This window comes from Okeania sp. SIO2B3, assembly GCF_010672525.1.
Classification (GTDB): domain Bacteria; phylum Cyanobacteriota; class Cyanobacteriia; order Cyanobacteriales; family Microcoleaceae; genus Okeania.
The window spans coordinates 110,823-133,096 of record NZ_JAAHGH010000005.1 but is presented as its reverse complement, the minus strand read 5'-3'; the positions used below and the strand labels follow the sequence as shown (position 1 = coordinate 133,096).

The window sequence follows — 22,274 nt, the reverse complement described above, 5'->3', positions numbered from 1 at the left end:
GAATTAAGAATTTAGAATTCAGTGGACAAATGTTTGGGATAGTATCAAGAAATAATTGAAAGGTAGTTATGAAGATTAGGTGTGAGAAAATTTGGCAGGTACTACCAGCACAACGTTTTAACCAGGGGAACATCGGGAGATAGCTGTTAAGGTGATCGACGACCGAAGGAATGAGTTGTTGGTTGTTAAGAAGTTGGATTAATTGGGGGTAATTATTGTGAGTAGTGATAGTTTGGATGAATTATTAGACCAATTGATAGAGCTTGCACGAAATTATGAGCAAGATTTTGTTGAATTACTTGGAAATGATGATTTTCTTGAAAGGTTGTATTTATACCTTATCTTTAGGATTAAGAGAGAATATCAACGGCTGATTAGTTTAATAGAGTCAAATTTAATTAGTAAAAAAACAACTAGCATTGTTTCTATACTTGAGGCAGTCAATCAAAAAGTAATTGAGTTAATTGAGTTAAATTCAACTGAAGAAAACACATCTATTGTATCTAAAGTTGAGCTGGTACATAAAAAGTTAATTGAATTAGCTAAATTGTTAATTGAGCAAGATATAGATGCACAGAATGAGGTAAATGTTGTCCTGAGAATTGAGGAACAGTACCTACAGTTAGTGGAGTTAGTAAAATCAAATTTAGCTGAGAGTAATAAGATAAGTGTTATCTTTGTAATTAAGGTAACATATGGAACAATAATTGAGGATATTTACCGCCCTCTACAAGATAATAGTAAGTCTAATTTTGCTGCCACAATAAAGACTCAATATCAAAGCTTAATTGAGTTAATGGAGTTAAATTTAATTGAAAAGAACAGTAAAGTTTTTGTCTCTATAATTGAGGAAAAGTATTACCAGGTTTTAGATGAAAACTGTCCACCGCCGACGAGTGCGGGTCCTACCCCTACAACCAAAACTCTACATGAAGACATCATAATTACCGATAAAAATATCAAGAATGACTCACATAGTATAGTCAAAGGAATTTTCCTCTATACAGATGGAGACTCCAAAATAGTAGACTACATGATGAAAAATTTTGAAGATTTTGATGAGCTAACTGGTGAGTGGTGCTATATATATGTATTAGAAAAAAAGGGAATTAACTGGAAGTTGTTGATAAAGTATTGGAAGTATCTGCTTTTATCAAAACTACATGAAATATTTAAACCAATCAAGCTGTTTACTAAAAAGCCATTTGATAGAAATGAATCTTACAAAATAGCACGAGATTTAGGTATTCCTTCTGACCAACTTCCCTGCATAGTGTTCTTACCACCTCTAACAGAAATATCTGGTGAAGAAAAGCTCATTATTCCCATTAAAGAGGTATCTACAAAATATTTTAGGAAAATCTTTTCAACTCTGGAAGATATAGTTAATCAAGCCAAGGAGCAGAATAAATATGAAGCAATAAAAGTTAAGTTTGACTACATTATCCAATATCTGGAGAACAATTCAGAAAAGGTTGTTCAACAGACAACTACTGAGTATCAAATTAATGGTACTAACATTTTTGTCAATAGTGAAATAAGGAGATTAAAAATGATCAACGAAAATAACCCCAGTATTAAGATTGATAGAATTGATCATTCTAATTTAGGTAGCGTTACTGGCAAAGGAAAAGCAACTCAAAATCAATATAATTACTCCCCAGAGCAAAAGCAAAATTTAGCTGGGGCAGCAAAAGAAATTCAACAATTATTACAACAATTGTCTAAACCGGACTATTCTGCAACTCCTACGGAAAATGCAATAATTGTAGGTGAAGTAATGCAAGAAATTGAGAAAAACCCCTCTCTGAAATCTCGAATAATTGAAGCTTTAAAACAGGGAGGAAAGGAAGCTTTTAAGGAGTTGATTGACCATCCAGCAGTTAATATTTTGATGGCTTCGATTGATGGCTGGAATAATGCAGAGTAGGAAATAATACTGCTTATTAATGCTGTGTCGAGTATCCCTCAACTTGTTAAAAAATAGGAGAAACACAATCACGACTTACGCAGAGACACTATGTATAGCGTTGAAAAACTATAACGTTATAGATAAATAGTGTTTGAGACTCAAAAATGCCTAAGTCCTGAATATGATATATAGCGTTGAAAAACTATAACGTTATAGATAAATAGTGTTTGAGACTCAAAAATGCCTAAGTCCTGAATATAATATATAGCGTTGAAAAACTATAACGTTATAGATAATAGTGTTTAAGACCCAAAAATGCCTAAGTCCTGACTATAATATATAGCATTCAAAAACTATAACGTTATAGATAATAGTGTTTAAGACCCAAAAATGCCTAAGTCCTGAATATAATATATAGCGTTGAAAAACTATAACGTTATAGATAAATAGTGTTTGAGACCCAAAAATTCCTAACTCCTGAATATAATATATAGCGTTGAAAAACTATAACGTTATAGATAAATAGTGTTTGAGACCCAAAAATTCCTAACTCCTGAATATAATATATAGCGTTGAAAAACTATAACGTTATAGATAAATAGTGTTTGAGACCCAAAAATTCCTAACTCCTGACTATGAGTATGGGGTTCAATTCAGAAGTTAAGCGTCAACCCGTGAAAAGGTAAAACTCTTGAGGAAACTATTAGTAGCGTATTCTACAATCATTCGAGCTGGGCGATCGCTCCGACTCCAAATTACTGCCCTTCCTCCACCAGAAATATCTCCACTAGCAACTCCTTGACTACTCCCCGGACTCAAGTCACGGGGAAACAAGCGCAGATACTACGCAACACGGATTTATCGGTGTTGCTCCGTTTCTTCTTAGCTGACCAAAGATATACTCTTTGGGGACAAGTCAAAGTGCCCCTACACAGTTGGCTTAAGTTTAAACTTAGCTTTGCGGCTTACTTTTGTGATGATATTTGCAGCCCCATTACAATCTGCATTCACGAAACAATTATTACCAGTTCTATACAAACCACGCTTGATTCTTTTTCCTGACGGTTTCCAATCATTGGGTTTCTCACCATAATTAGGCAGATAGTCACCATCTAAAAATGAAGCGACACTTGTATAACTCTCTTCTGTTTCTATAAATTTTATTCCATATTCATAGCATAATTGAGCTATTCTTTCTTTGAGTCTAGCTGTAGGAATTGGTACAAATTCAGAATTACTTTTCTTTCCTAATTCTATTTGATTTTTCTGACCTTTATTCCAACCAAAAACTATTGTACCAATAGAATTTTTTAAACAATGATTAATTACTATTATGGCTGCTTTATTAATACCGTCACGGATTTGGCGGTTACGCTTTTCTGTAATGGCAGCTAGCCTATTTGACCAAAATCCAGTCGGTTGATTTTCTTTAATAGTTGATATCTGTTTGTTGTACCAACCCACCCCTTTAGTTCCCCTCCCGGGAGGGGATAGGGGTGGGTGTTTACCATCTATAATTAAGCTTGTACCTACATTAGATACACAGGTCAACCAATTATTGACACCATGGTCAATTCCTAATACATTTTCTTGATTTAATTGAGGCTTAACTACTGCTTCTTTTTCATAGACAAATTCTTGGGTAAAGCATCTATTTCTCGGTAATATTCTCAGCTCTTTGAGAGTAGAAAATGCGAGATTACTAGGCATTGGAATTAAAAAGCTATCTACTCCAAACCAGCGTTTACAGGTATTCCCTAGTGGTACTCTAAGAAGATTATCTTTAAGTTTTAATGCTTGAGAAGGGTAACTAACTGTAGCCATTCCCCCTTTTTTTCTGTAGTTAGGAATCCTTGGTCTGTCTGATATTTTTCCTGAACTATAGGCTTTTATTAGACCATAATAAGAGCGAAATGATTCAGCTACAGTTCTCAATATTTGTTGTGCTGAAGAGCGAATGCAGAACTTTATAGTGATTGTTCTTTTTGTATACCTTTTCTAAGTCATACTTGCCAATGCCTTTTTGAGACTTAAAATATAGTTGCCTGGCATAATATATTCCCATGTTAGTGAGCTTGTGAGACTCTTCACACAAGAATGTTAAAATAGCAATTAATTCTGAATTTTGAGCAACTAAAACTTGCTGACAAGAGTACATTGGAAACAGGCGGACCGAAAAGTTATTGTTGATCATAGTAACAGAGGGCAACTCAAGTTGTCCAGTCCAAACGACTCCCTTATTTGCATTTCCCCACTTCAAACACGGGGGCCTTCAACGTGGCTTTTCGGTCAAATAAAATACATCGGATTAAAATCCGACGAGTTGCCTTTCATCCATCGCTTAAAAGACGATGGCTTTCATGCTCCCGTGTTATTTAGGTAAAGTATAGATTTGCAGTCGTGGAGATTTCTGGAAAATTTTGCCCTTCCAGAGTATTATTAATTGCTAATATTTTCATTATTTTGAATCTTTATATTAATTAACTATTTCAGGCAGGGGAATAATTTAATATGGAATGGCACATCACAGATGCCCAAAGCTTAGGAATTATTGACCGAGAAATAGGCCCTCACGCCTTCTCTCCTGCGGAGTACGAAATTGTGAGGCGGGTAATATATGCTACGGCAGATTTTGAATATAAGTCTCTAATTAGTTTCTCTGACCATGCTTTACAGTCTGGAGCTGCTGCTTTAGCCGCTCGTACAACTATTGTCGTAGATGTGCCAATGGTTCAGGTGGGTATTACACCAGTAATTCAAAGTACCTTTGTTAATCCTGTTTATTGTTCAATGGATGCTATAACTAGACCCCAGAAGGAAAAAACTACGGCAGCTTGGGGAATTGAAACTTTAGCTAGACGTTATCCAGAAGGTATTTTCGTTATAGGTGAAGCTCAAACTGCCCTCTGTGCAATTGTTGACTTAATTGAAGCTGAGGAAATTAGACCTGCTTTGGTTATTGGTACTCCTTCTGGTTTTGTGGGGGTGGATGTAGCTAAGTCTCGTTTATACGATTCGATGATTCCTCATATTAGAATTGATGGTCGTAAGGGTAGTGCTGTGGTAGCAGTGGCTATTATTAATGGTTTAGTGGACTTAGCTTGGCAAGCTTATGGTCAACAAGGTCAAGGTAATTAGGGTTTGCTGAAAAAGTATTTTTTAAGGAGTAGGGGGGTAGGGGAGTAGGGGAGGTAGTCGAAATATATTGGTCAGAGTGATTTTTCTGTAATTATTGCTCTGCTGATTAATTCTAAAAGTCTTTACATATAAAAGTTTTAGCCTTTTTAAGTATCAAAAAGTGCGAGGTTTTAGGTGGTAATGGTTCAAAAATTTAGGGTTTTGGTCAAGAGTTGGACAGAAAAATCAAGGAACGATTCTTCCTACTATCTCCTCTATAATTCCCATTTATCCTGACTCCTGAGGACTGACTCCTGAGGACTGACTCCTCCCCTGATTGCTACTTCAAAATTCTACATTACTTGGTTGAGGCTGTTTACTTTTTCTACGAGATGAGCGTACCTGATTAATTACTTCAATAAAAGCATCTCTTCTGAGATATGGATAATCACTAACCCAGAGATTTACAGTAGGAAGATAAACATCTGAACTTTTCACGATTTTTCCTAAATCTTCTTGATAAGACATTACTAACATTACAGCTACCTGACCTCTAGAAACACCTTGATGGTGGCGACGCAGAGGTGCCTGAATTTCAGTTACAAATCCTGTTTTATCACCTACTTCTAAATTGATTCGTTGCTCTAAATTTTCTACTATCATTAGTTCCCCTTTCTTATTAACTGTTTCTTCTTCACCAACAACTTCTTCTGTAATATATATATCTAAAACTCGTCCTTGCCATAGACCACTATATGGGTATCGCCTACATTCCATATTGCGAAGACTAGCTAATAAAACAGGCCCCCAAAACCAATAAAGACCTGCTGTAATACCAATTAGTAAAAATAAAGGGTCTCCATCGTTATGAGCAAATACGTTAATTAAAACAATGATAAAAACTGCAACGGCAGAAATTAAAGCTCGTTTCAAAACATCAGAGAATTTTCCCCAATAATATTTATATTGGTCGCTCGTAGCTACAGTTGGAATTAGTTGTTCAAATGTTTTACGAGTTAGAGGAACTAGCATTTATAAATTTTAAAGTTTAGATAATTGATTTAATTTTAGACTACGGTACATCAATGAATTAAATATAATTTAGCTGAGTAATATTATTACACTTAATCTGGAAAATTTTTTATACTATTTAGTTACGATTAGTTTCCTTTATCTTTTCTCTTATGGGTTTAATACCCACGCAAGTCAACTTTGGTATCTACAAGCTTTTTGGGGATCGATCGAGCAGCGACATTTTATACCAAGTCTCAAAAAGTTTGCTATGTATCTTTGTCATGGGAAGATGGAGAGATAGAAAGATGGGGAGATGGGGAGATAGTAATTAAACATAGCATTACTATTCAGAAATGGTATAATAAGCATTCAACACAAATATAGTCTTATGTAGTCAAACAATGTCAAATATCTTCGTGAATTTGTACAAAAGAGCTACTAAATATTTAACAAAATTTAACAAAATTTAATAATTATTGACCTGATGTTTAATGGTATAATAAAGCGGACTAATAATTCAAGGCTGAATCACCATCAAAGGATTAATCAATGAGGTGCGTGAACTGCTCTGTGAACATCATAAAAAAAATGGTCCCAAATTTCTTTGACTATGGGATAGAGGAGCCAGTGCGCCCTTGCTGGTCCCCCGACTTAAAGCAACTGGCGTGGTGTTGTAGTGCCTCCTCCGGAGGAGCTGCGCTAACACGAGCGTCAGGGTAACACCTACAAAATGAGGATATGTCTTATATGACTATATTTCTATGAACTATTAGTATCCCCATCCACCTTTCAAGTCCTTTAGTTTTTTCGGTGGTGGTCTATTGTAATTATTTTGGTCAAGTACAAAAACAGTGGTAGCAAGATACGAACCAGGGAGCATCTTGCTACCATAAAGCGCCGTTGTTCATCCCCATCAACATTACGTGAGCAGGACTACAGTTTTTTTTCTTCCTTCTTCCTTCTTCCTTCTTCCTTCTTCAATTTGTAATTCATGGTAAGGTGATAATTAGTTATTTTGTGTCCTCAGCTAATTTAATGCAAAAATTCATTTCGCCAATTCTCTGTAGTATAGTTCTGGCATTGTGGGTGAGTGGTATTGCAATCTTCTCAGTCCAGAATTCTGCCCCAATATCTTTGAAATTTATTGTTTTCCGGTCTATCGAGATACCTATCGGAGTCATTTTGGCTTTTAGTGTGAGTGTAGGAGTTATTATTAGTTCCATTCTCCTACCACCTCTGTTTGGTATTGGACAAACGAAAGAGCGTCAAGAAGATTTTTGATTTAATCCTGGAAAATAACTTATGCCTATTCTTCATTTTAATTAAAGAATTTAGTCAAGAACTTCCTGACCTCAGTAGTTACTATAACTTGTATATTTGACCATCAATCAGTAGTCGAGTAATACCTTTAGCTTGTAAATATACTGAAGTTTTTTGCAACATTCTACCATCAGGCACTTTTAGCACTCTTTGGTTGCGGGTAGAAAATCTATGAGCTACTCGGTGATTGTCAAAAACTGGCAAAGTCCTCTCTTGAGAATCTTCTATAGGTATTTGTCCTAGCTCACCAAAGGCTATCAAAGGTTTAGTAACTAACTCTGTAAATTTATCTACTACTAGATAACAAGTTTTTGGCAGAACAGATTCTGTAAGAGGATAGATTCTAATTTCAGAATAACTAGAATTCTGAATAGATAGGTTATAGGGGGTTTCTACATCCTCTTCTTCGTCAAGCTTATCTTCATAGTCAAATTCTTGAGAAAAATCTTCTAAATCATCATCCTCAAAATCATCTAAGTTTTGGGTTTGCTCTAGTAAGTCTGCTGCTAAAATCTCTTCTATTTCTTCTTTTGGCATATCGTAATTATTCTCAAGGCAATCGCTTGATTTTTGCTTTTCTTGAGAAGTTAAAGATAATTTAGGAGCTTCTGTTTGCTGATTAATCTCAGGATTATTAGATGAAGAAGACCGTCGTCTTCTTTTTTTGACTACTCCACCTGATTCATCTTCCCCATCATCTAATACTTCTCGATCTAGATAATCATGGACTTTTAACTCATCCAAGTCGTCTGTATTCTGATCGATATTTTTGGGGGAACGAGATGGACGTTTTTGTTTCTGGTGAACTAGCTGTTTATATTCATCTTCTGGTATGCTACTTTGCAATATACGTCTAATCGTAGAACTACTTACTCCATAGCGGTCTGCTAGAGTAATAGTATTATCTTCTGTAGTTTGATACAGCTCAACAATTTCTAATTTTTCTGAATCTGACAGTTTTGTAGGTGTCATACCACCTTCCCCAAAAAATACTTAGTTTATTGATTGTGCCATACCATTGAAGCTATTTGAGAAGATTGATATCCTCCCTCGTTAAATCGCTCGGTTATAACAAGGGATTCCCAAACCTCACGATTTAGGTTTACTGCTTGAGTTGCGCTTATCTAGGCTGTTTCCCACCTGCGACAGTACGCCTAAAAAGTCAATTTGCTCCACGATCTGCAAATACCGCAGTTACACCTCAATGACAAAATTATAACATAATTCTATCTGAGTGTGATGTTAAGTTAGACTCTTGCAAATCAAGGTCAGTATCTGTTTTTATTTTGGTCGCGATTTATCGGGAGATGAATCGGAGATTATACGGGGAGTCCTCAAAGATCCATTTTAGATAGCTATTATGTATAACTACTTAAAATACTAGAGCTTTAATAACATAACTATCTAGGACTCTAAGCTTTTTTCATATGGTTCTAACCATAACTATAATATCATTAAAAAAAGCAAAACCTACTTATGATCGTACTATATGTTTATTAAAAATAACTATAAATTCTTTCCCAAGCCCGTGACGAGGATTGAACTCGTGACCTCACCCTTACCAAGGGTGTGCTCTACCACTGAGCCACACGGGCATTTTTCTTTCAATCCTTCATATTTGTGAGTGGGCCGAGCTGGATTTGAACCAGCGTAGGCATAGCCAGCGGATTTACAGTCCGCCCCCATTAACCACTCGGGCATCGACCCTTACTACTCACATTTATATATACTAACACAAAAAAAATTAATTGCAATAGTTTTTGGGAAAAAATTTATTAGACATCTCTAGAAAAGAGGCAACAGGCAACAGGCAACAGGCAACAGGCAACAGGGAGAAATAGTAGTTGTACCAATTCAAAAAAATAATGTTACAAATAATAAGTGTGATAGTGCATACTTTCAGGAGATGTGCCTTTGACAAAAAAGAGAATTTACAACTTAAAAACTGCTATTGAAGCCATTTCTTCTGACTCCCGATCTCTGAGTCCTAACTTCGAGTAAAAGGCTCACTCATTTGTAGCAAATATTTATCAAATTGATATTAGTGGGACTAAAGAAGGAGTCAGGAGACAGGAGACAGAATTTTAGAAGAAAATCATAGCTGCTGTAATTGAGTAATCACAAGAGCAAGTATTTATGCGTAAATTTTTTACTCGGAATTTGATGAACGAAAAAAGTATTGAGATGATTTGCATAGTATAAATATCTACCAAGCTACAGATTCATATACTACTTTTAATGATACGCTCTTGAAGTGCGGAATGTGGGTTTTATCGTAAACTAAAAGCAATAGCTGATGGCTGATAGCTGACGGCTGAATGCTTACAAAATAATTGATGATTTATGTACGATAATTGATTTTATTTTTGATTATTGGAGATGTCTATTAGTAGAGGTGCGAAGGATGGAAAGATTGTTTGTCAGACAAAGCAAAAATGTTATACGTCTAACATTATTTATACTATTTAGCATGAGTTATTTTTTCCTCTTTTCTCGTTTCCTCCTGCCAAACTTAAGCTATTAATTCTCCAGTCTCTTGTAATGAATGTAGTCGGCGATAAATACCTTTTTGAGCTAATAATTCCTCGTGACTACCAACTTCGACAATTTTACCTTGGTCAAGAACTACGATTTTATCCGCCTCCCTAACTGTACTTAATCTATGGGCAATAATAATTGTAGTGCGAGTACCAAAAATATTACGCATTGCTAACTGAATTGATCGCTCACTTTCATAGTCCAAACTTGAAGTTGCCTCATCAAAAATTAGCACATCTGGGTCTACTAATAATGCCCTAGCAATTCCTATACGTTGTCGTTGACCACCGGATAATCGCATTCCTCTTTCGCCAACAACTGTATAGTAACCTTGAGGCATTTGTTCAATAAATTCATCAGCTTTAGCAATTTTACAAGCATCTTTAACTTGGGCAAAAGTTGCTTGAGGATTACCGTAAGTCAAGTTACTGAATAGAGTGCCATTGAATATATCTACTTCTTGATGAACAATTGCTAATCTACGTCGATAACCTGTAATTTCCAGAGTATTAATATCTTCTCCATCAATTAAAATTTTGCCTTGATTTGGTTGAAAATATCTGAATATTAATTTGACTAAAGTAGATTTTCCTGAGCCAGATTTTCCTACTAAAGCGACTGTTTGGCAAGGTGTAATTAAGAGATTTATATCCTGTAAAACAGGTTGGTTTTGATTGTAGCCAAAGCTTAAATTAGATAACTCAACTTTTCCTGTAAATTTATAGGAATTAATCTGTGATGAACTGGCAATTTCTCCTGATAAATCAGCAGCATCAGAACCTATAGGTAATTGCATAAATTCATGGAAACGAATCATTGAAGCATAGCGACGGACAAATTCTTCAGTTAGCTGACTGATGGGAGTTATTTCTGCATAAGCCATACTTGCTAGGGTATATATAGTCACGAAATATCCTAGAGAAATTTCGCCAGACAATGTTGCTGATAATGTTAAACCCAGAATGAAGAAAAGGCAAAATTGAACAACTGTTGTCTGATACATAGATAGCCAAACATAGCCTCTATGAATTCGATAGATAATAAATTTTAGAGCGCGGTTAATTCGGGTAGTTTGTTTGTGGAATTCTTGAGTTTCTGTAGCAAATGCTTTGACTGTTTTAATATTGGTAATAATTTCTGAATTATGACTTTCTGTGTTTTCTTCATACTTATCAAAAGTTACTTCCATTTTGACAAGATGTTGAAGGGTTTTGGTAGTAAAGCTGAGAATAAAGATAAAAGAAATTAAGAATAGAATAGCAATCTCCCATTCTATTAAACAGATGACGATAAAAATACCTAGTACGCGCACTAATTTGGGTATTAATATTCCAGCAATTTCAGGATAAGTCCAGGTGTGGTTTAAGACTCCTTTAGAAATGCGGTTGGCTATCCGTCCTGGGTTATTTTCATCATAAAATTCTATAGGTAGGGTGAGGATTTTTTTGACGGCGTTTTGGAAATGGTCTCGACGTGCTTTTAGAGGAACTACCCAGTGATACCAGTGTCCTAACCAAGCCATAGTTGGACCTTTGGTGATGCTGACCAAAAATATTAGTCCTAATGTCACTGATAGGGATAATGATTGATTATTTGGTAGTCCAGTTAAATTGGAGACTGTTCCAATCAAGTTTTCCATTGGCCAGTCTGTAGGACGGTCTGAAAGTATATTCAAAGTCTGACCGATGGCATAAGGAACTATTAAATCAATTAGTTCGAGGGTGCTAGATGCTCCGATACCTAAGATGGAAAGTGGTAGGTATGCCTGGTAGTATTTAATGATGTCCCGAAAAGTTGCCATAATTCTACTATCAAATATTTTAGAGGCACAGCTATGGCGCTACGCAAGTTATAAGTCAAAAGCCAAAAATCAAAAGTCAGGAAGTTAGAATTCAAAAGTCATAAAGTTAAAGGTTATCCCTGACTAACTTTGAGTATTTATAAATGTCCTAACCTATTTGCGTAGTGCTATATTAATTATATTACATTTATAATACTTTATGTAATATAAGCCAATAATTTACTCTTTTTAGATTTTAGATAATAAAACTAGATCGTAATAGTAAAGCAGTTGCGATCGCGATAGTAAGTTTATAGTAGAAGGTAGTCAAGAAAAGGTTAATTATCTAAGTTGAAATTTTTGTAATATCTAGTTTTTTTATAAGGAAGAAGGAAGAAGTAGAAGAAGTAAGAAAAGAGCAATTAAGATAGAGCAATTATCATCACAATTTTCTATTATTTGTAGGCAAAATTTATTGCTTCTTCTGGTATTACCGAATAATTAAGGTAAAAATCCTCTCGTGAGCAAGGAGAAACAAGAAAAATTTTTCATAATTAGTCAATCAATTCCGTTTTCAAGGAGAGGTAATTATTAATTATTAATTGTTGAAAGAACCTTTAGATATCTTTGCAAAGATAAGGGTTTTTGGCAAAGGAGTCAGGAGTTAGGAGTTCGGGAAATAGAATAGGGGAAAAAGGTAGAAAATTGCCCCCATATTCACCGAAAAATTTTGGTTTTAAGCCTCCTCTCAACGACAAATATCTCCGATACTTCCTTATTTATAAGTCAAGTCAATACAGTTGTAAGAATTCAGCATTAAGAATTTAGCTATCAGCTATCAGCTTTAAAGGAGAAAAAAGCAATTTTATCAAAGCTTCATAGCAAGAATATCTGGTTGAGAATGTAGTATAAATTAAACGAATACTTGCTTCATTCATTAAAAAGCTTATGGCTGACCGCTAATAGTTTAATGCTTACATAGAGTTCAGTTAAGGATTTTTTGAAGAAGGAAGAAGGAAAGTAGATAAGTCTATGGATCAATACACTTCAGTTAAGGATTTTTTTTGGCAGTTCTGTAATCTGAAGAGCTACTCTAATGGTTCCATACTTTATGAGTTTTAGTCTTATCTGTTTGCGCAGCATTCCGTAGGAAACCGTATTAATTGATAAGTACCAGGCATGATATAAATCTTATACCATTTCTCCATGAAGTTGTACTTAATATAAAGATGAGAATAGTCAGTGTAATAAGGTTTGAGCAACAATTATTAAACGCATTTTAATTTGGCTTGTACCTCAGTTAAATTATGATAATTTATAGTGTGTAAATACCGAGCAACCCACTGATGTTTGTGGTACTTTTTATGTAACAAATTGACGTGAGGAATCTGAATTTAAACTTTAATGAATAATTCTTCATTATTTGGTAACCTTTTTCCCTCTCTAATACTTTCAATCTGTAACACAGTGTAATTAATTTCTAATTTTTAAGAATATACATTTCTGGTTTTCTGTTACCTCTTAAGTCGATAAAACTTGAGTCAAAATTTTCTTGTGTTCTTCAACAATATTTTCAGGAATATAATCGAAAATTGAAATTTTTTCTCCTTCTTGATTTTCGGTCGGGAGCGGAGAATTAGGAGTACATAAAAATACTAATCCTACTGACCAACCAAAACCACGTTGTTTTTCTTCACTCGGATATTCTAGATATCCTAATAACTGTTGTTTTGTAACTGTAATATTCAACTCTTCTATGGCAATTCTTTGAATAGCATCTTCAACATATTCTTGATAAAAAACTGTACCTCCAGGAATATGCCACAGATTATTCCAAGCAGCATCTTTTCTAAGAGTTAATGCCACACCTACATCAGTTTTCACAACTACTTCTACAACTAATCTAGGAACTTGAGAATATAGGAGTTTAAACTCTTCTGGAGAAAAAGGTTTCTTGCGACTCATTTGATTTTATAGCGCTACGCGCTAGGGAATAGGGAATAGGGAATAGCAAACTTTAAAAGGGTTTTAAAAAGGGTTTTCGGGTTGAAAAAATCCTAACCAATTATAGTAGTGCTATATTCCTCTTAATTATAGTAGTTGAAGGAAAGGTTAGCACAGATCAAAAGCTTAAAATTCAAACAAGGTAATATTTTTCCTTCTTCCTTTTTCCTTCTTTAATGAGTATTTTTCATTTCAGTTAATAGCAGTTTATCAAAATAATTGGGTCGTATACCAAGCGTGATAAATGTTTGTTACAAATGGTAGGGACGTTGCATAGTCCGTACGAAAGAAGGAAGAGGAAAGAAGGAAGAAGGGATAAATATTGAAAAATAGGGAAAAACAATATAAATAACTATCTAAAATGAACTGGGTTAGCTATTTTTAAGCATATTCTATCAAAGTCTACCTTTTTGTAGCATTATTTTTTCAAATTGGTAGCACAACCCCACCTTTTAAGGAGAAATATTTTTGGAGACTTGCTCAAATCTCCTACTTCCCCTCCCCTCCTGGGAGGGGTTAGGGGTGGGTTCGGAGGGGTTAGGGGTGGGTTAACTTCTGACTTCTGACTTCTGACTTCTGACTTCGTTAACGACTCCCACTAATTTGAGTTAAGATTATTTCAAGTTGGTTTTGTATTTGTTTAAGTTGCTGTTGCTTAGTGGATATAAATGCTTTTTCAACTTGTAGTTGTGACTGAGTTTCTTTATGAGCTTTATCTTGTTGCTCTAGGAGATTTTCGTAAAGCAAAATTGCCTGTTCAATTACCGTACTTACAGATTTAAACTGAGTATAGAAAACTTCAGCAATATTGTCACAAACCTTATCAAGTATTTCTTCAGAAGACTCCTGAAACTTTTGAAAACCCACATTATAAACTTGTTGTTTGATCTTCATATCTGCCTTTTCTTCATCACCACCAATACCAAAAAATGAGCTAATCAAAGCCACAGCTCTCCCAGTTATAATAATAGGCAAAATTCCCAATCCTGTAAACATAAATAATGCACCTGCCGTGAGACCACCTAATTGTAATCCTTCCCATAAAGTACCTCCATTATCATCATACTCTTCTAACTTAATTACAGAATTTATATCTAATCCATCTGCTTTAATATTTTCAATTGCCAAATTAAATTGCTCATTCAAATTAGAATTTATTTGCTCATCAACCTCTTGTAAATTCCTTCTAACAACCTCTAAATTTTGGCAAACTTCTTTACTTAAAATCTGTAAATTATTCACCACAATTTTTTTTACCTCTGTATTCCCCCAGTTTTCTAATTCTGTAGAAAGAGAACTTGTAAATCCTTCAGCATAATCTTTGACAACTTTTTCCTTATCCCAAAGGGGTGAATGTTCTGAATCCCATTCATTAATTTTTTCAGATAAGCGATCGTTCAATTCTTCTGTCCATTTATCCCATGCTTCAGCCGCTTTTTTAATACTCTTATCTTTCAGTTTTTCAGTAGTTGATAAAATTTTCACATCCCCTTCACTAGCTTCCCCTATTTTTTCCAATATTTTCTGTTTTGCCTCTTCCGGCAAATATACCTTACCATCTAAAACTTTTTCTGCTTGCTCTAATGCTTTTATTGCCTCAGAAATTAAACTATTAATCTTGGTCACAAATTGCTGAATTGCCACAACACCTCGCTCAACAGTAAGAAAATTTTCTATGGATTTTGTGAAATTATAAAAATAGGTCAAATATTCATTTTCTTTATTCTCTAAAGCTGCATCCAAAGCAGCTTGAGCAGAAATAAAATGTAAACGATTTTCACTTGCAATAATCGATTTTTCACCAAAGACAAAATTTTCTAAACTCCTTCTAATTTGCTGACGCTCTTTTTCACTCCTGACCAAATCTAGAAAATTCACCAATACAAATAAATTATCTGCAGGTAAATCAATTTGATTCCCATTTAACTGCAATTTCAAACTTTGAAGTAACTCTCGTTCCCCTGGAGTTAATGAACGAGAAGCATTAGTTAAAAAAATCACAGCATCTGTATCTTTGATTAATTTTTGAGTAATAATTTTACGGTCTGGATGTTCATTTAAACCAGGAGAATCAACAATTTCTACCCCACTTTTACATAACTCTAAATCTGGATGTTCAAAAAATATTGATTCTATCTCCGAGTGCGCTAATTCTTGACTCATATCTCCTAAAACTGCTGATTCTGAAATAGTAGCTTTTTCCTGATATTCTGCTAAAGAAATTTCTGTCTCATAACCATTTTTATAACGACAAATAACCCGCTTTTGTTCGCCATATTTTAAAACTGTAACTGTGCCACTGCAAGGAATTTCTCTGACTGGTTGAATTTCTTCTCCTAACAAAGCATTTAATAAGGTTGATTTACCTTGACTAAATTCTCCAACCACTGCAACTCTGAATTTTTGGGATTGTATTTTTTCGGAGACTTTACCTACTTCAGATATTAAAGTATTTGGCAGTAAATCTCTCTCAGTTGATAATGCAACTATTTGATAAATTTCGGAGCAAAGATTATGCAGTTGTTGTTTATGTTTTTGAAACTCTTTTAACTTTTGATAAACTACAGTTTTTTGAGGCTGATTTTTTTTGTTTTGATTTTGATTGTAGTTAGGTAAGAGTGAATTTAGCATTTCACTAGCAGCTTTGACAAAAATATTATCTAACTGATGGAAACGTGCTGGGTTGAGTAAATATGCCACTTCCTCCATCGCCTTATGGGCGAAATTTTCTTGATGAGTAAACCCTGCTTCTAATACCTGCAAATGTTTGGTTTTAATGCCTAACTTACGACTAATAACTTCCAAATATTTTTTTTCTCGTACATCAATATTTCCATCAGCAGCAGACATCTCATAACCAAAGCAAATTAATAACAATTTTTCTGGAGGAGACAGAGGATAAGTTAGTGTCAAAATCGCCTCAATTTTTTTGTAAATATGTTGCTTTGATACTCCTTGAATCATTAATTTAGTTAATTGCAAGATATTTCCTTTTGGCGGGATAAATTTATGGAGGGTAATTTTTAATCTCGCTCTTTCTTCCTCTGCTACTTTCCCATCTGCATAAATAACACCTATCAGTATGATGACCAAATTTGCCAGAAACAATACTGGTGGATTAATATCTTTTTTACTCAATTTATTTCCAGTAATAATAGATAGTAACTGGACTGATTCGGTGCTAATTTTTGCAGTATCCATAGGTATATATATTTAATATTTTATCTTTTCTTTTACGGGTTTAATACCCTACCGTCTAAACGGTGTTTAAAATTTGGGGTTTGTAGACAGGAAGTGGCGTGTCGAAGACTATCTATAAGCAATTTTCCCTTCTGCCTTCTGCCTTCTTCAATGAGATATTATTATTATACCTGCATCAAAGTTATTACTGAGTAAAGATATTTGACAAAAAGCTATCATTATAAATTTAGATGTCTGTATATAAACAATCAGAATAATGAATTGACTTAATATAGGAATCAATCCAATTGAAATGATTCACAGTAGTCTGCCTAATCAAATCAAAGAACTAGGTTGCCTTAAGGTAATTTAAAGTAATATTACGCCGAATAAATTGCATAGTTGTATGAATTTTGTAAAATCTTCTAATCTGTTTTGATTATTTTGTTTCTATAGCCTTTTTATTGGAGAAATTTTTGAGAAATTTTTGAGTTGAGAAGTCCCTATATACAAAAGCTTTAAATTTTTTTCTATGTTAGACTAGGCTATTAAATAAAAAGGTAAGTATTTCCTGCGGAATGCTGCGCAAACAGCTATTAGTATTTCCTACAGAATGCTGCGCAAATAGCTTTTGAAAGAATCAAGCAACGACTAAGGTTCGCTGATGACTAATTTCACTAATAACTTTTCATTCTTCTTCGAGACTAATTAATTCCTGCCAAAATAATGAGTTAATAACTCATAGCTGATAGCTGAATGCTTACATAAGAAAACTCAAGGCAAACCCATTTTTAAACACAGTTTATGGTTACTGATATATCCTCGAAAATTAAAAGCATCATTGAAAAACGTCAACCTCTAGCTAAGAGAGTTGAAAAAGTAGAGACTCATTTGACTTTCCTACAGCAACATATTCAACAACTAATTAAGCAAAGAAATAATTTTCTCCCTGAGCTTAATGATGCTCAAACATCAGCAAAATTACAAGAAATTAATTTGGAGAAAATAGAGGCAGATATCAGAACTAATTTAACGACAATTAGTAAACTTAAAGCACGCTTTTCTCGCCATACTCTAAATATTGGTGTAGTTGGTAGACCAAGACAAGGAAAAAGTAAATTTTTACAGACTTTAACAGCATTAACTCCCAATGAAATTCCTGATGGTAGCGGACAACATTGCACGGGAGTTATGAGTATTATTTATCATCAACCAGAAGTGGAAAAAACTAAAGGAAAAGTCTACCCTCACTCTCCACAAAGTTTACTAGAAGAAGTTATTAAGCTTTACTATGAAGACTTATCATTAGGAACAGTAGCACAAGATTTTGAGGATTTTATTAACAGAGGTTTACCTGCATTACCCAGCAATATTACTAACAAAGTAGACCAAGCAAAATATGAATATTTGAAGCGGTATAAAGAACATTATCCTAAATACAAAGATTTGTTAAATAAGAAGCCAATTGTTCCCATTACCCAGGAAAAAATCAGAGAATATGTTGCCCAAGATGATGTTGATGGCAAACAAGTTTATTACAATTATTTAGCTGTCAAAAAAGTAGAAATTGAATCTAAGTTTCCCCACTCAGATATGGGTCAAATAGCAGTAGTAGATTTGCCTGGTTTAGGTGACACAGGGGTAGGAGATGTAGAGCGAATGATTAAAGTTTTAAGTGAAGATGTAGACTTTGCTTTATTTATGCGGAAACCTACCGCTGGAGGAGATTCTTGGCATCCAGATGCTGATATAGATCTGTACGATAAAGCGCAAAAAGGAATACCTACAATTCCTTTATCAAGATGGTCATTTTTAATTCTTAATAAGACTGCTCCTAACTCGAAGCAAGGAGATAATTCCAACAATTGTCAGGACCTTTTAAATGCACTTCCCAATACAACGATGGAGTTTGCTAACTGCATAATTGCTGACTGTGCTAATAAGGAAGAAACGGCAAATGTGTTAGAAAAAATCTTGCAGTATTTGACGGAAAATATTACTGAGTTAGACCATAAATATGCCCTAACTTTTGAAAATAAGTTGATTCAGTTAAGTAAAAATCTGCAAGCTGAGTTAGAAAAAGCTAGTTCTGTTCTACAACAATATGCTTATGTCTCCTACGATAGAGCAAATAAAAAATTGGTGGGAAAAACATTTACCTGGTCTTTTAAATTCAGATGATATACCCGACGAACAAAAATTCAAGTCACAACTTTTACTTCTGAAAATGGAGCAGGAAGTTTCTAGCAATAATGCTGAAAAATCCGAAAAAGTGTTGATGAAAATTCAGAAAAATCATCAACTGGTAATTAATTTATGTAAGTCAGATTTAGACAAGTTATTATCTGAACCTAAACAGTTAGCTTATGCAATGGTAGCTGAGTTTGTAGATCGGATATCCTATGCTGAGGATATTAAAGATGATTGGGAGATTTTTTTAAATGATGAACAAGTGCGACAGAAAGTTTGGCCGGAATTTAAGACTATGGCAAATCGGATGAAAATTCAAAAAGATTGGCAAAGTTTAGTAGAGCAAATTATGGATATTAATCAGTTAGAAAATATGAGATTTTTATAGGGAAGTTGGTATTTTTTTTGAGGAGCAATCATTCGTGCTTTTTAGTAAGGAATTAAAATACTGTAGGTTGGGTTAAGCCGTAGCGAAACCAAACAAAAATTTCTCTAGCAGTACATTTTTTAGTAAGGGCAATATAATTTTATTTCCAAGGTAATACAGAGATTTTATAGTCTTAATAGGTAGCTATGTATTTTGAGTTTCATACCTAAATTGATTGGTAGCTGTAGGTTGGGTTAAGCTGTTCTAGAAAATGGTTTAACTTTTAACAAAGGGCGTGGTTTTTATGAATTTACAAAGACCGAAACTATTCAAGGCAAAAAAGAAATTATTTTAATGGATCGAGCAACGGGAGATTTATTTGAGGGAATTTTTTAACCGGAACTACCTAAAAGCTAGCACTTTTTGATACCTAAAAATCTTCAAACCTTTATGTGTAAAAACTTTGAGATTTAATCAGCAATCCCTAATTATTCATTATTCATTATTCATTATTAAAAGGCAGTTTTAGTATCGTGGCAATGTCGGTGCAACAGTTGTTTATTCTTATATGTGTTGTCACCACCTTCAGACCTTGGAATTATATGATCAACTTCAATTAGGTCATTTGGTCTAAAGGTTAGTCCACAAGATGCGCATTTATTTTTTTGCCGTTTTAACAGCGTTGTGACTTCTTTCCTTACGCCTGGGTATTTGCCGATTCTGCTGCTCCAATAAGTCCAGTCATTATCATAGGGTGATTTATTACCTTTAACTTTGATGTGCCTTGCGATGGGAACATCTGAGTGTTGGTTTAGTATATATTCGCCATCGTTAAGAATCCAATCTCTGCTGTCCTTTACACTGGGGAAATACTTTTTCTTAACCCATACAGCTGACTTATTTGGATGCCTTCTATTTGCCCATCGACCTAGTCTTTTCCATAAAAGGTGATCCATCTGAGTGAATACTTCTTTACTGACTACTGTTGAGAAATAGTTAGCCCATCCTCTAATTACCGGGTTTAATTTAGCTATTAAAGCCTCTGTTGGAGCGGTTTTGTGTGAGTTACATATATCCCCCAATTTCCGATAGTGAGTTTTTATACTCTTGGAGGATGGTTGAATCAGCGTTTTAGACCCTTGGTTGGTTGTCTTATGTTTCCATTGCCTCACCGTAAACCCTAAGAAGTCAAATCCAGGTTGATTTCCTTCATATTCTTCTAAGGTGTGGACAATTCTAGTCAATTCTAGTTTTAGTTCTAATCCTACCTGGTTTAACCATTCCTGTATTACGACTTTTGCTTGTAACACTACTTTGATGTCTTTGTGCAGGATTACAAAATCATCAGCGTAGCGTACTAAAGATAATGCCTTAATATTGTCCCGCTTGTTCCCTGGTAAGGTCTTAGCGAAATTGTGTAGACATTCTTCCATACCGTGTAAGGCGATATTTGCTAGTAAGGGACTAATTACCCCTCCCTGTGGTGTACCCACCCCCATCCCCTCCCGGGAGGGGAGCCAGAGGGGTGGGTGGAATTGATTATTGTCAAATACTCCAGACTTCAACCATTGCTTGATTAACCGTCTGTAGGGAGATTGACCTATCTTTCCTAGAAGTGCATCGTGGTTAATTCGGTCAAAGCATTTGGATATGTCCGCATCTAACACATACTTGGGTTTGCGTTTGATACTTTCAAAGATGGCCTCAATAGCATCATGTGTTGACCACCGGAAAAGACCATAGCTGTTTGGTTCAAAACGTGCCTCCCACTCTGGTTCCATACCTAACTTGACCAGAGCTTGTAATGCACGGTCGTACATTGTGGGGATTCCAAGAGGTCTCTTTTCATCCTTTCCTGGTTTTGGTATATAGACTCTGCGGGTGAGACTTGCTTTGAGGTGGCGTGATGCGAGTAAGTTCACCAAGTTAAATCTTTGTATGGGTGTCAGGTTCTTGATTCCATCTACCCCGGAAGTTTTCTTTCCCTGGTTATCCTGTGTCACGCGCCGGAAAGCTAGCAACCTTGCGTAGTAACTTTTTAAAAGAAGTTTTTGGTATCTGTGCATCTTGCGGAGTTCGCCACTCATGGATGCTTTGTAAATCAATTTTTGTAATTGGAACACAGATTTTTCTACCTTCTTCCAATTAATATCCTTCCATTTAAGGTTAGGATTGATTGAATTTTGTGAAGGCATATCGCCTGTATACCTTGCTACGCTTAAAAATGGTTTAGGATTTCCTAAACGTCTTTTTAGTGTCTGAGCTTTATTCATTACTACTCATTGCCTTACATTACGTCTAACAGTGGATAAGTCTGCAAATAAAGCTTTTTACCCAATCCTACTCTCCCTTTGACCTGCAACATTAGTACAGATTAACCTTGAATGGCTTCCTAAGTTCTCGACCTATATTCTTAGGCGTCAAAGAGAGGTTTCCTCGTTCCCTTATGCCTTTATTACGGCTGATTTAGTGGGGTAAAATCTCCCGGAGGGTTCGATATGATTGTTGATACAGACACGAAGATATCTATATCCAGTGACCCTCTGACTTTCGTCCTACATCCCCTAGCTACCTTCGAGATGGTTCCCTTTCACGAGAGTTTTATTACCTTTCTGTTCGTCCACTTGTCAGTCTCTGCTAGAAGTCTCACTTATTTGGTAGTTAAAGCTTTGACCCCATTTAAACCAGCTTCGGAGATTGATGTTCAGTCTCTACTCCGTGGTCTATGCTGTCAACCCAACAACAAGGCGGATGGAATTTCACCACCAAGGACATAAGAGTTATTCACAAGTCGAGGTTGTCCTCATGTATTGACTTGGAACGGCCATTTATACCCAGTTTTGCTGGTTTAG

At 35.0% G+C, this 22,274-nt stretch carries 16 protein-coding genes and 2 tRNA genes; 7 read left to right on the top strand and 11 right to left on the bottom strand.

Annotated features, from left to right (window positions below):
* Positions 1 to 217: 217 nt before the first annotated feature.
* A complete protein-coding gene (locus F6K15_RS06275) occupies positions 218 to 1,930 on the top strand; it encodes a hypothetical protein (protein ID WP_293058456.1) in 1,713 nt (570 codons plus the stop codon).
* Positions 1,931 to 2,572: 642 nt separating this feature from the next.
* On the opposite strand, the gene F6K15_RS06270 is transcribed toward F6K15_RS06275, so the two are convergent.
* The 3 genes from F6K15_RS06270 to F6K15_RS06260 form a co-directional block, all read right to left on the bottom strand.
* Entirely contained in the window at positions 2,573 to 2,746 is a 174-nt protein-coding gene (locus F6K15_RS06270) for a hypothetical protein (RefSeq protein WP_293058454.1), read from the bottom strand.
* A gap of 93 nt (positions 2,747 to 2,839) precedes the next feature.
* The gene (locus F6K15_RS06265; protein ID WP_293058451.1) at positions 2,840 to 3,847 is read right to left on the bottom strand and encodes a transposase; all 1,008 of its coding nucleotides are present in this window, start codon (positions 3,845 to 3,847) and stop codon (positions 2,840 to 2,842) included.
* Positions 3,831 to 4,070 (bottom strand): hypothetical protein, encoded by a 240-nt coding sequence (locus tag F6K15_RS06260; RefSeq protein WP_293058448.1) that lies wholly within the window; start codon positions 4,068 to 4,070, stop codon positions 3,831 to 3,833. Before F6K15_RS06260 ends, F6K15_RS06265 begins: the two co-directional genes overlap by 17 nt.
* 353 nt (positions 4,071 to 4,423) lie before the next feature.
* Here F6K15_RS06260 and F6K15_RS06255 point away from each other — a divergent pair, with 353 nt between their 5' ends.
* On the top strand, positions 4,424 to 5,050 hold the full coding sequence (locus F6K15_RS06255) for a precorrin-8X methylmutase (protein ID WP_293058446.1): 627 nt from the start codon (positions 4,424 to 4,426) through the stop codon (positions 5,048 to 5,050).
* 324 nt (positions 5,051 to 5,374) lie between these two features.
* Here F6K15_RS06255 and F6K15_RS06250 read toward each other — a convergent pair whose 3' ends face one another.
* Entirely contained in the window at positions 5,375 to 6,061 is a 687-nt protein-coding gene (locus F6K15_RS06250; protein ID WP_293058445.1) for a phosphate ABC transporter permease, read from the bottom strand.
* 180 nt (positions 6,062 to 6,241) lie between these two features.
* On the opposite strand from F6K15_RS06250, the gene F6K15_RS06245 reads away from it, so the two are divergent.
* A complete protein-coding gene (locus tag F6K15_RS06245) occupies positions 6,242 to 6,427 on the top strand; it encodes a hypothetical protein (protein WP_293058443.1) in 186 nt (61 codons plus the stop codon).
* A gap of 651 nt (positions 6,428 to 7,078) precedes the next feature.
* Positions 7,079 to 7,324, top strand: a complete 246-nt coding sequence (locus tag F6K15_RS06240; protein WP_293058441.1) for a DUF1049 domain-containing protein — start codon at positions 7,079 to 7,081, stop codon at positions 7,322 to 7,324.
* A gap of 81 nt (positions 7,325 to 7,405) precedes the next feature.
* On the opposite strand, the gene F6K15_RS06235 is transcribed toward F6K15_RS06240, so the two are convergent.
* The 6 genes from F6K15_RS06235 to F6K15_RS06210 form a co-directional block, all read right to left on the bottom strand.
* Entirely contained in the window at positions 7,406 to 8,335 is a 930-nt protein-coding gene (locus F6K15_RS06235) for a hypothetical protein (RefSeq protein WP_293058439.1), read from the bottom strand.
* Between the two features lie 551 nt (positions 8,336 to 8,886).
* Positions 8,887 to 8,958, bottom strand: a tRNA-Thr gene (locus tag F6K15_RS06230).
* A gap of 30 nt (positions 8,959 to 8,988) precedes the next feature.
* A tRNA-Tyr gene (locus F6K15_RS06225) sits at positions 8,989 to 9,070 on the bottom strand.
* An 805-nt stretch (positions 9,071 to 9,875) separates the two neighbouring features.
* A complete protein-coding gene (locus F6K15_RS06220) occupies positions 9,876 to 11,702 on the bottom strand; it encodes an ABC transporter ATP-binding protein (protein ID WP_293058437.1) in 1,827 nt (608 codons plus the stop codon).
* A 1,500-nt stretch (positions 11,703 to 13,202) separates the two neighbouring features.
* A complete protein-coding gene (locus tag F6K15_RS06215) occupies positions 13,203 to 13,646 on the bottom strand; it encodes an NUDIX hydrolase (RefSeq protein ID WP_293058435.1) in 444 nt (147 codons plus the stop codon).
* 624 nt (positions 13,647 to 14,270) lie between these two features.
* Positions 14,271 to 16,886 (bottom strand): dynamin family protein, encoded by a 2,616-nt coding sequence (locus F6K15_RS06210; protein WP_293058433.1) that lies wholly within the window; start codon positions 16,884 to 16,886, stop codon positions 14,271 to 14,273.
* A 783-nt stretch (positions 16,887 to 17,669) separates the two neighbouring features.
* Between F6K15_RS06210 and F6K15_RS06205 the strand changes: the two genes are divergently transcribed.
* Both F6K15_RS06205 and F6K15_RS06200 read left to right on the top strand, forming a co-directional pair.
* Positions 17,670 to 19,046, top strand: a complete 1,377-nt coding sequence (locus F6K15_RS06205) for a hypothetical protein (protein ID WP_293058431.1) — start codon at positions 17,670 to 17,672, stop codon at positions 19,044 to 19,046.
* Complete coding sequence (locus F6K15_RS06200) at positions 18,976 to 19,443, top strand: hypothetical protein (RefSeq protein ID WP_293058429.1); 468 nt, start codon at positions 18,976 to 18,978, stop codon at positions 19,441 to 19,443. Before F6K15_RS06205 ends, F6K15_RS06200 begins: the two co-directional genes overlap by 71 nt.
* Positions 19,444 to 19,934: 491 nt before the next feature.
* On the opposite strand, the gene ltrA is transcribed toward F6K15_RS06200, so the two are convergent.
* The gene (gene ltrA, locus F6K15_RS06195) at positions 19,935 to 21,695 is read right to left on the bottom strand and encodes a group II intron reverse transcriptase/maturase (RefSeq protein ID WP_293058427.1); all 1,761 of its coding nucleotides are present in this window, start codon (positions 21,693 to 21,695) and stop codon (positions 19,935 to 19,937) included.
* Positions 21,696 to 21,920: 225 nt separating this feature from the next.
* On the opposite strand from ltrA, the gene F6K15_RS06190 reads away from it, so the two are divergent.
* Positions 21,921 to 22,199: a hypothetical protein gene (locus tag F6K15_RS06190; protein ID WP_293058425.1), complete on the top strand. Its 279-nt coding sequence runs from the start codon at positions 21,921 to 21,923 to the stop codon at positions 22,197 to 22,199.
* Positions 22,200 to 22,274 lie beyond the last annotated feature (75 nt).

Excerpts from the sequence above, each read along its gene's own strand:
- F6K15_RS06260 (WP_293058448.1), bottom strand. The coding sequence starts at position 4,070 with ATGTACTCTTGTCAGCAAGTTTTAGTTGCTCAAAATTCAGAATTAATT.
- F6K15_RS06255 (WP_293058446.1), top strand. The coding sequence starts at position 4,424 with ATGGAATGGCACATCACAGATGCCCAAAGCTTAGGAATTATTGACCGA.
- F6K15_RS06250 (WP_293058445.1), bottom strand. The coding sequence starts at position 6,061 with ATGCTAGTTCCTCTAACTCGTAAAACATTTGAACAACTAATTCCAACT.
- F6K15_RS06240 (WP_293058441.1), top strand. The coding sequence starts at position 7,079 with ATGCAAAAATTCATTTCGCCAATTCTCTGTAGTATAGTTCTGGCATTG.
- F6K15_RS06235 (WP_293058439.1), bottom strand. The coding sequence starts at position 8,335 with ATGACACCTACAAAACTGTCAGATTCAGAAAAATTAGAAATTGTTGAG.
- F6K15_RS06220 (WP_293058437.1), bottom strand. The coding sequence starts at position 11,702 with ATGGCAACTTTTCGGGACATCATTAAATACTACCAGGCATACCTACCA.
- F6K15_RS06215 (WP_293058435.1), bottom strand. The coding sequence starts at position 13,646 with ATGAGTCGCAAGAAACCTTTTTCTCCAGAAGAGTTTAAACTCCTATAT.
- F6K15_RS06210 (WP_293058433.1), bottom strand. The coding sequence starts at position 16,886 with ATGGATACTGCAAAAATTAGCACCGAATCAGTCCAGTTACTATCTATT.
- F6K15_RS06205 (WP_293058431.1), top strand. The coding sequence starts at position 17,670 with ATGGTTACTGATATATCCTCGAAAATTAAAAGCATCATTGAAAAACGT.
- F6K15_RS06200 (WP_293058429.1), top strand. The coding sequence starts at position 18,976 with ATGTCTCCTACGATAGAGCAAATAAAAAATTGGTGGGAAAAACATTTA.
- ltrA (WP_293058427.1), bottom strand. The coding sequence starts at position 21,695 with ATGAATAAAGCTCAGACACTAAAAAGACGTTTAGGAAATCCTAAACCA.
- F6K15_RS06190 (WP_293058425.1), top strand. The coding sequence starts at position 21,921 with ATGATTGTTGATACAGACACGAAGATATCTATATCCAGTGACCCTCTG.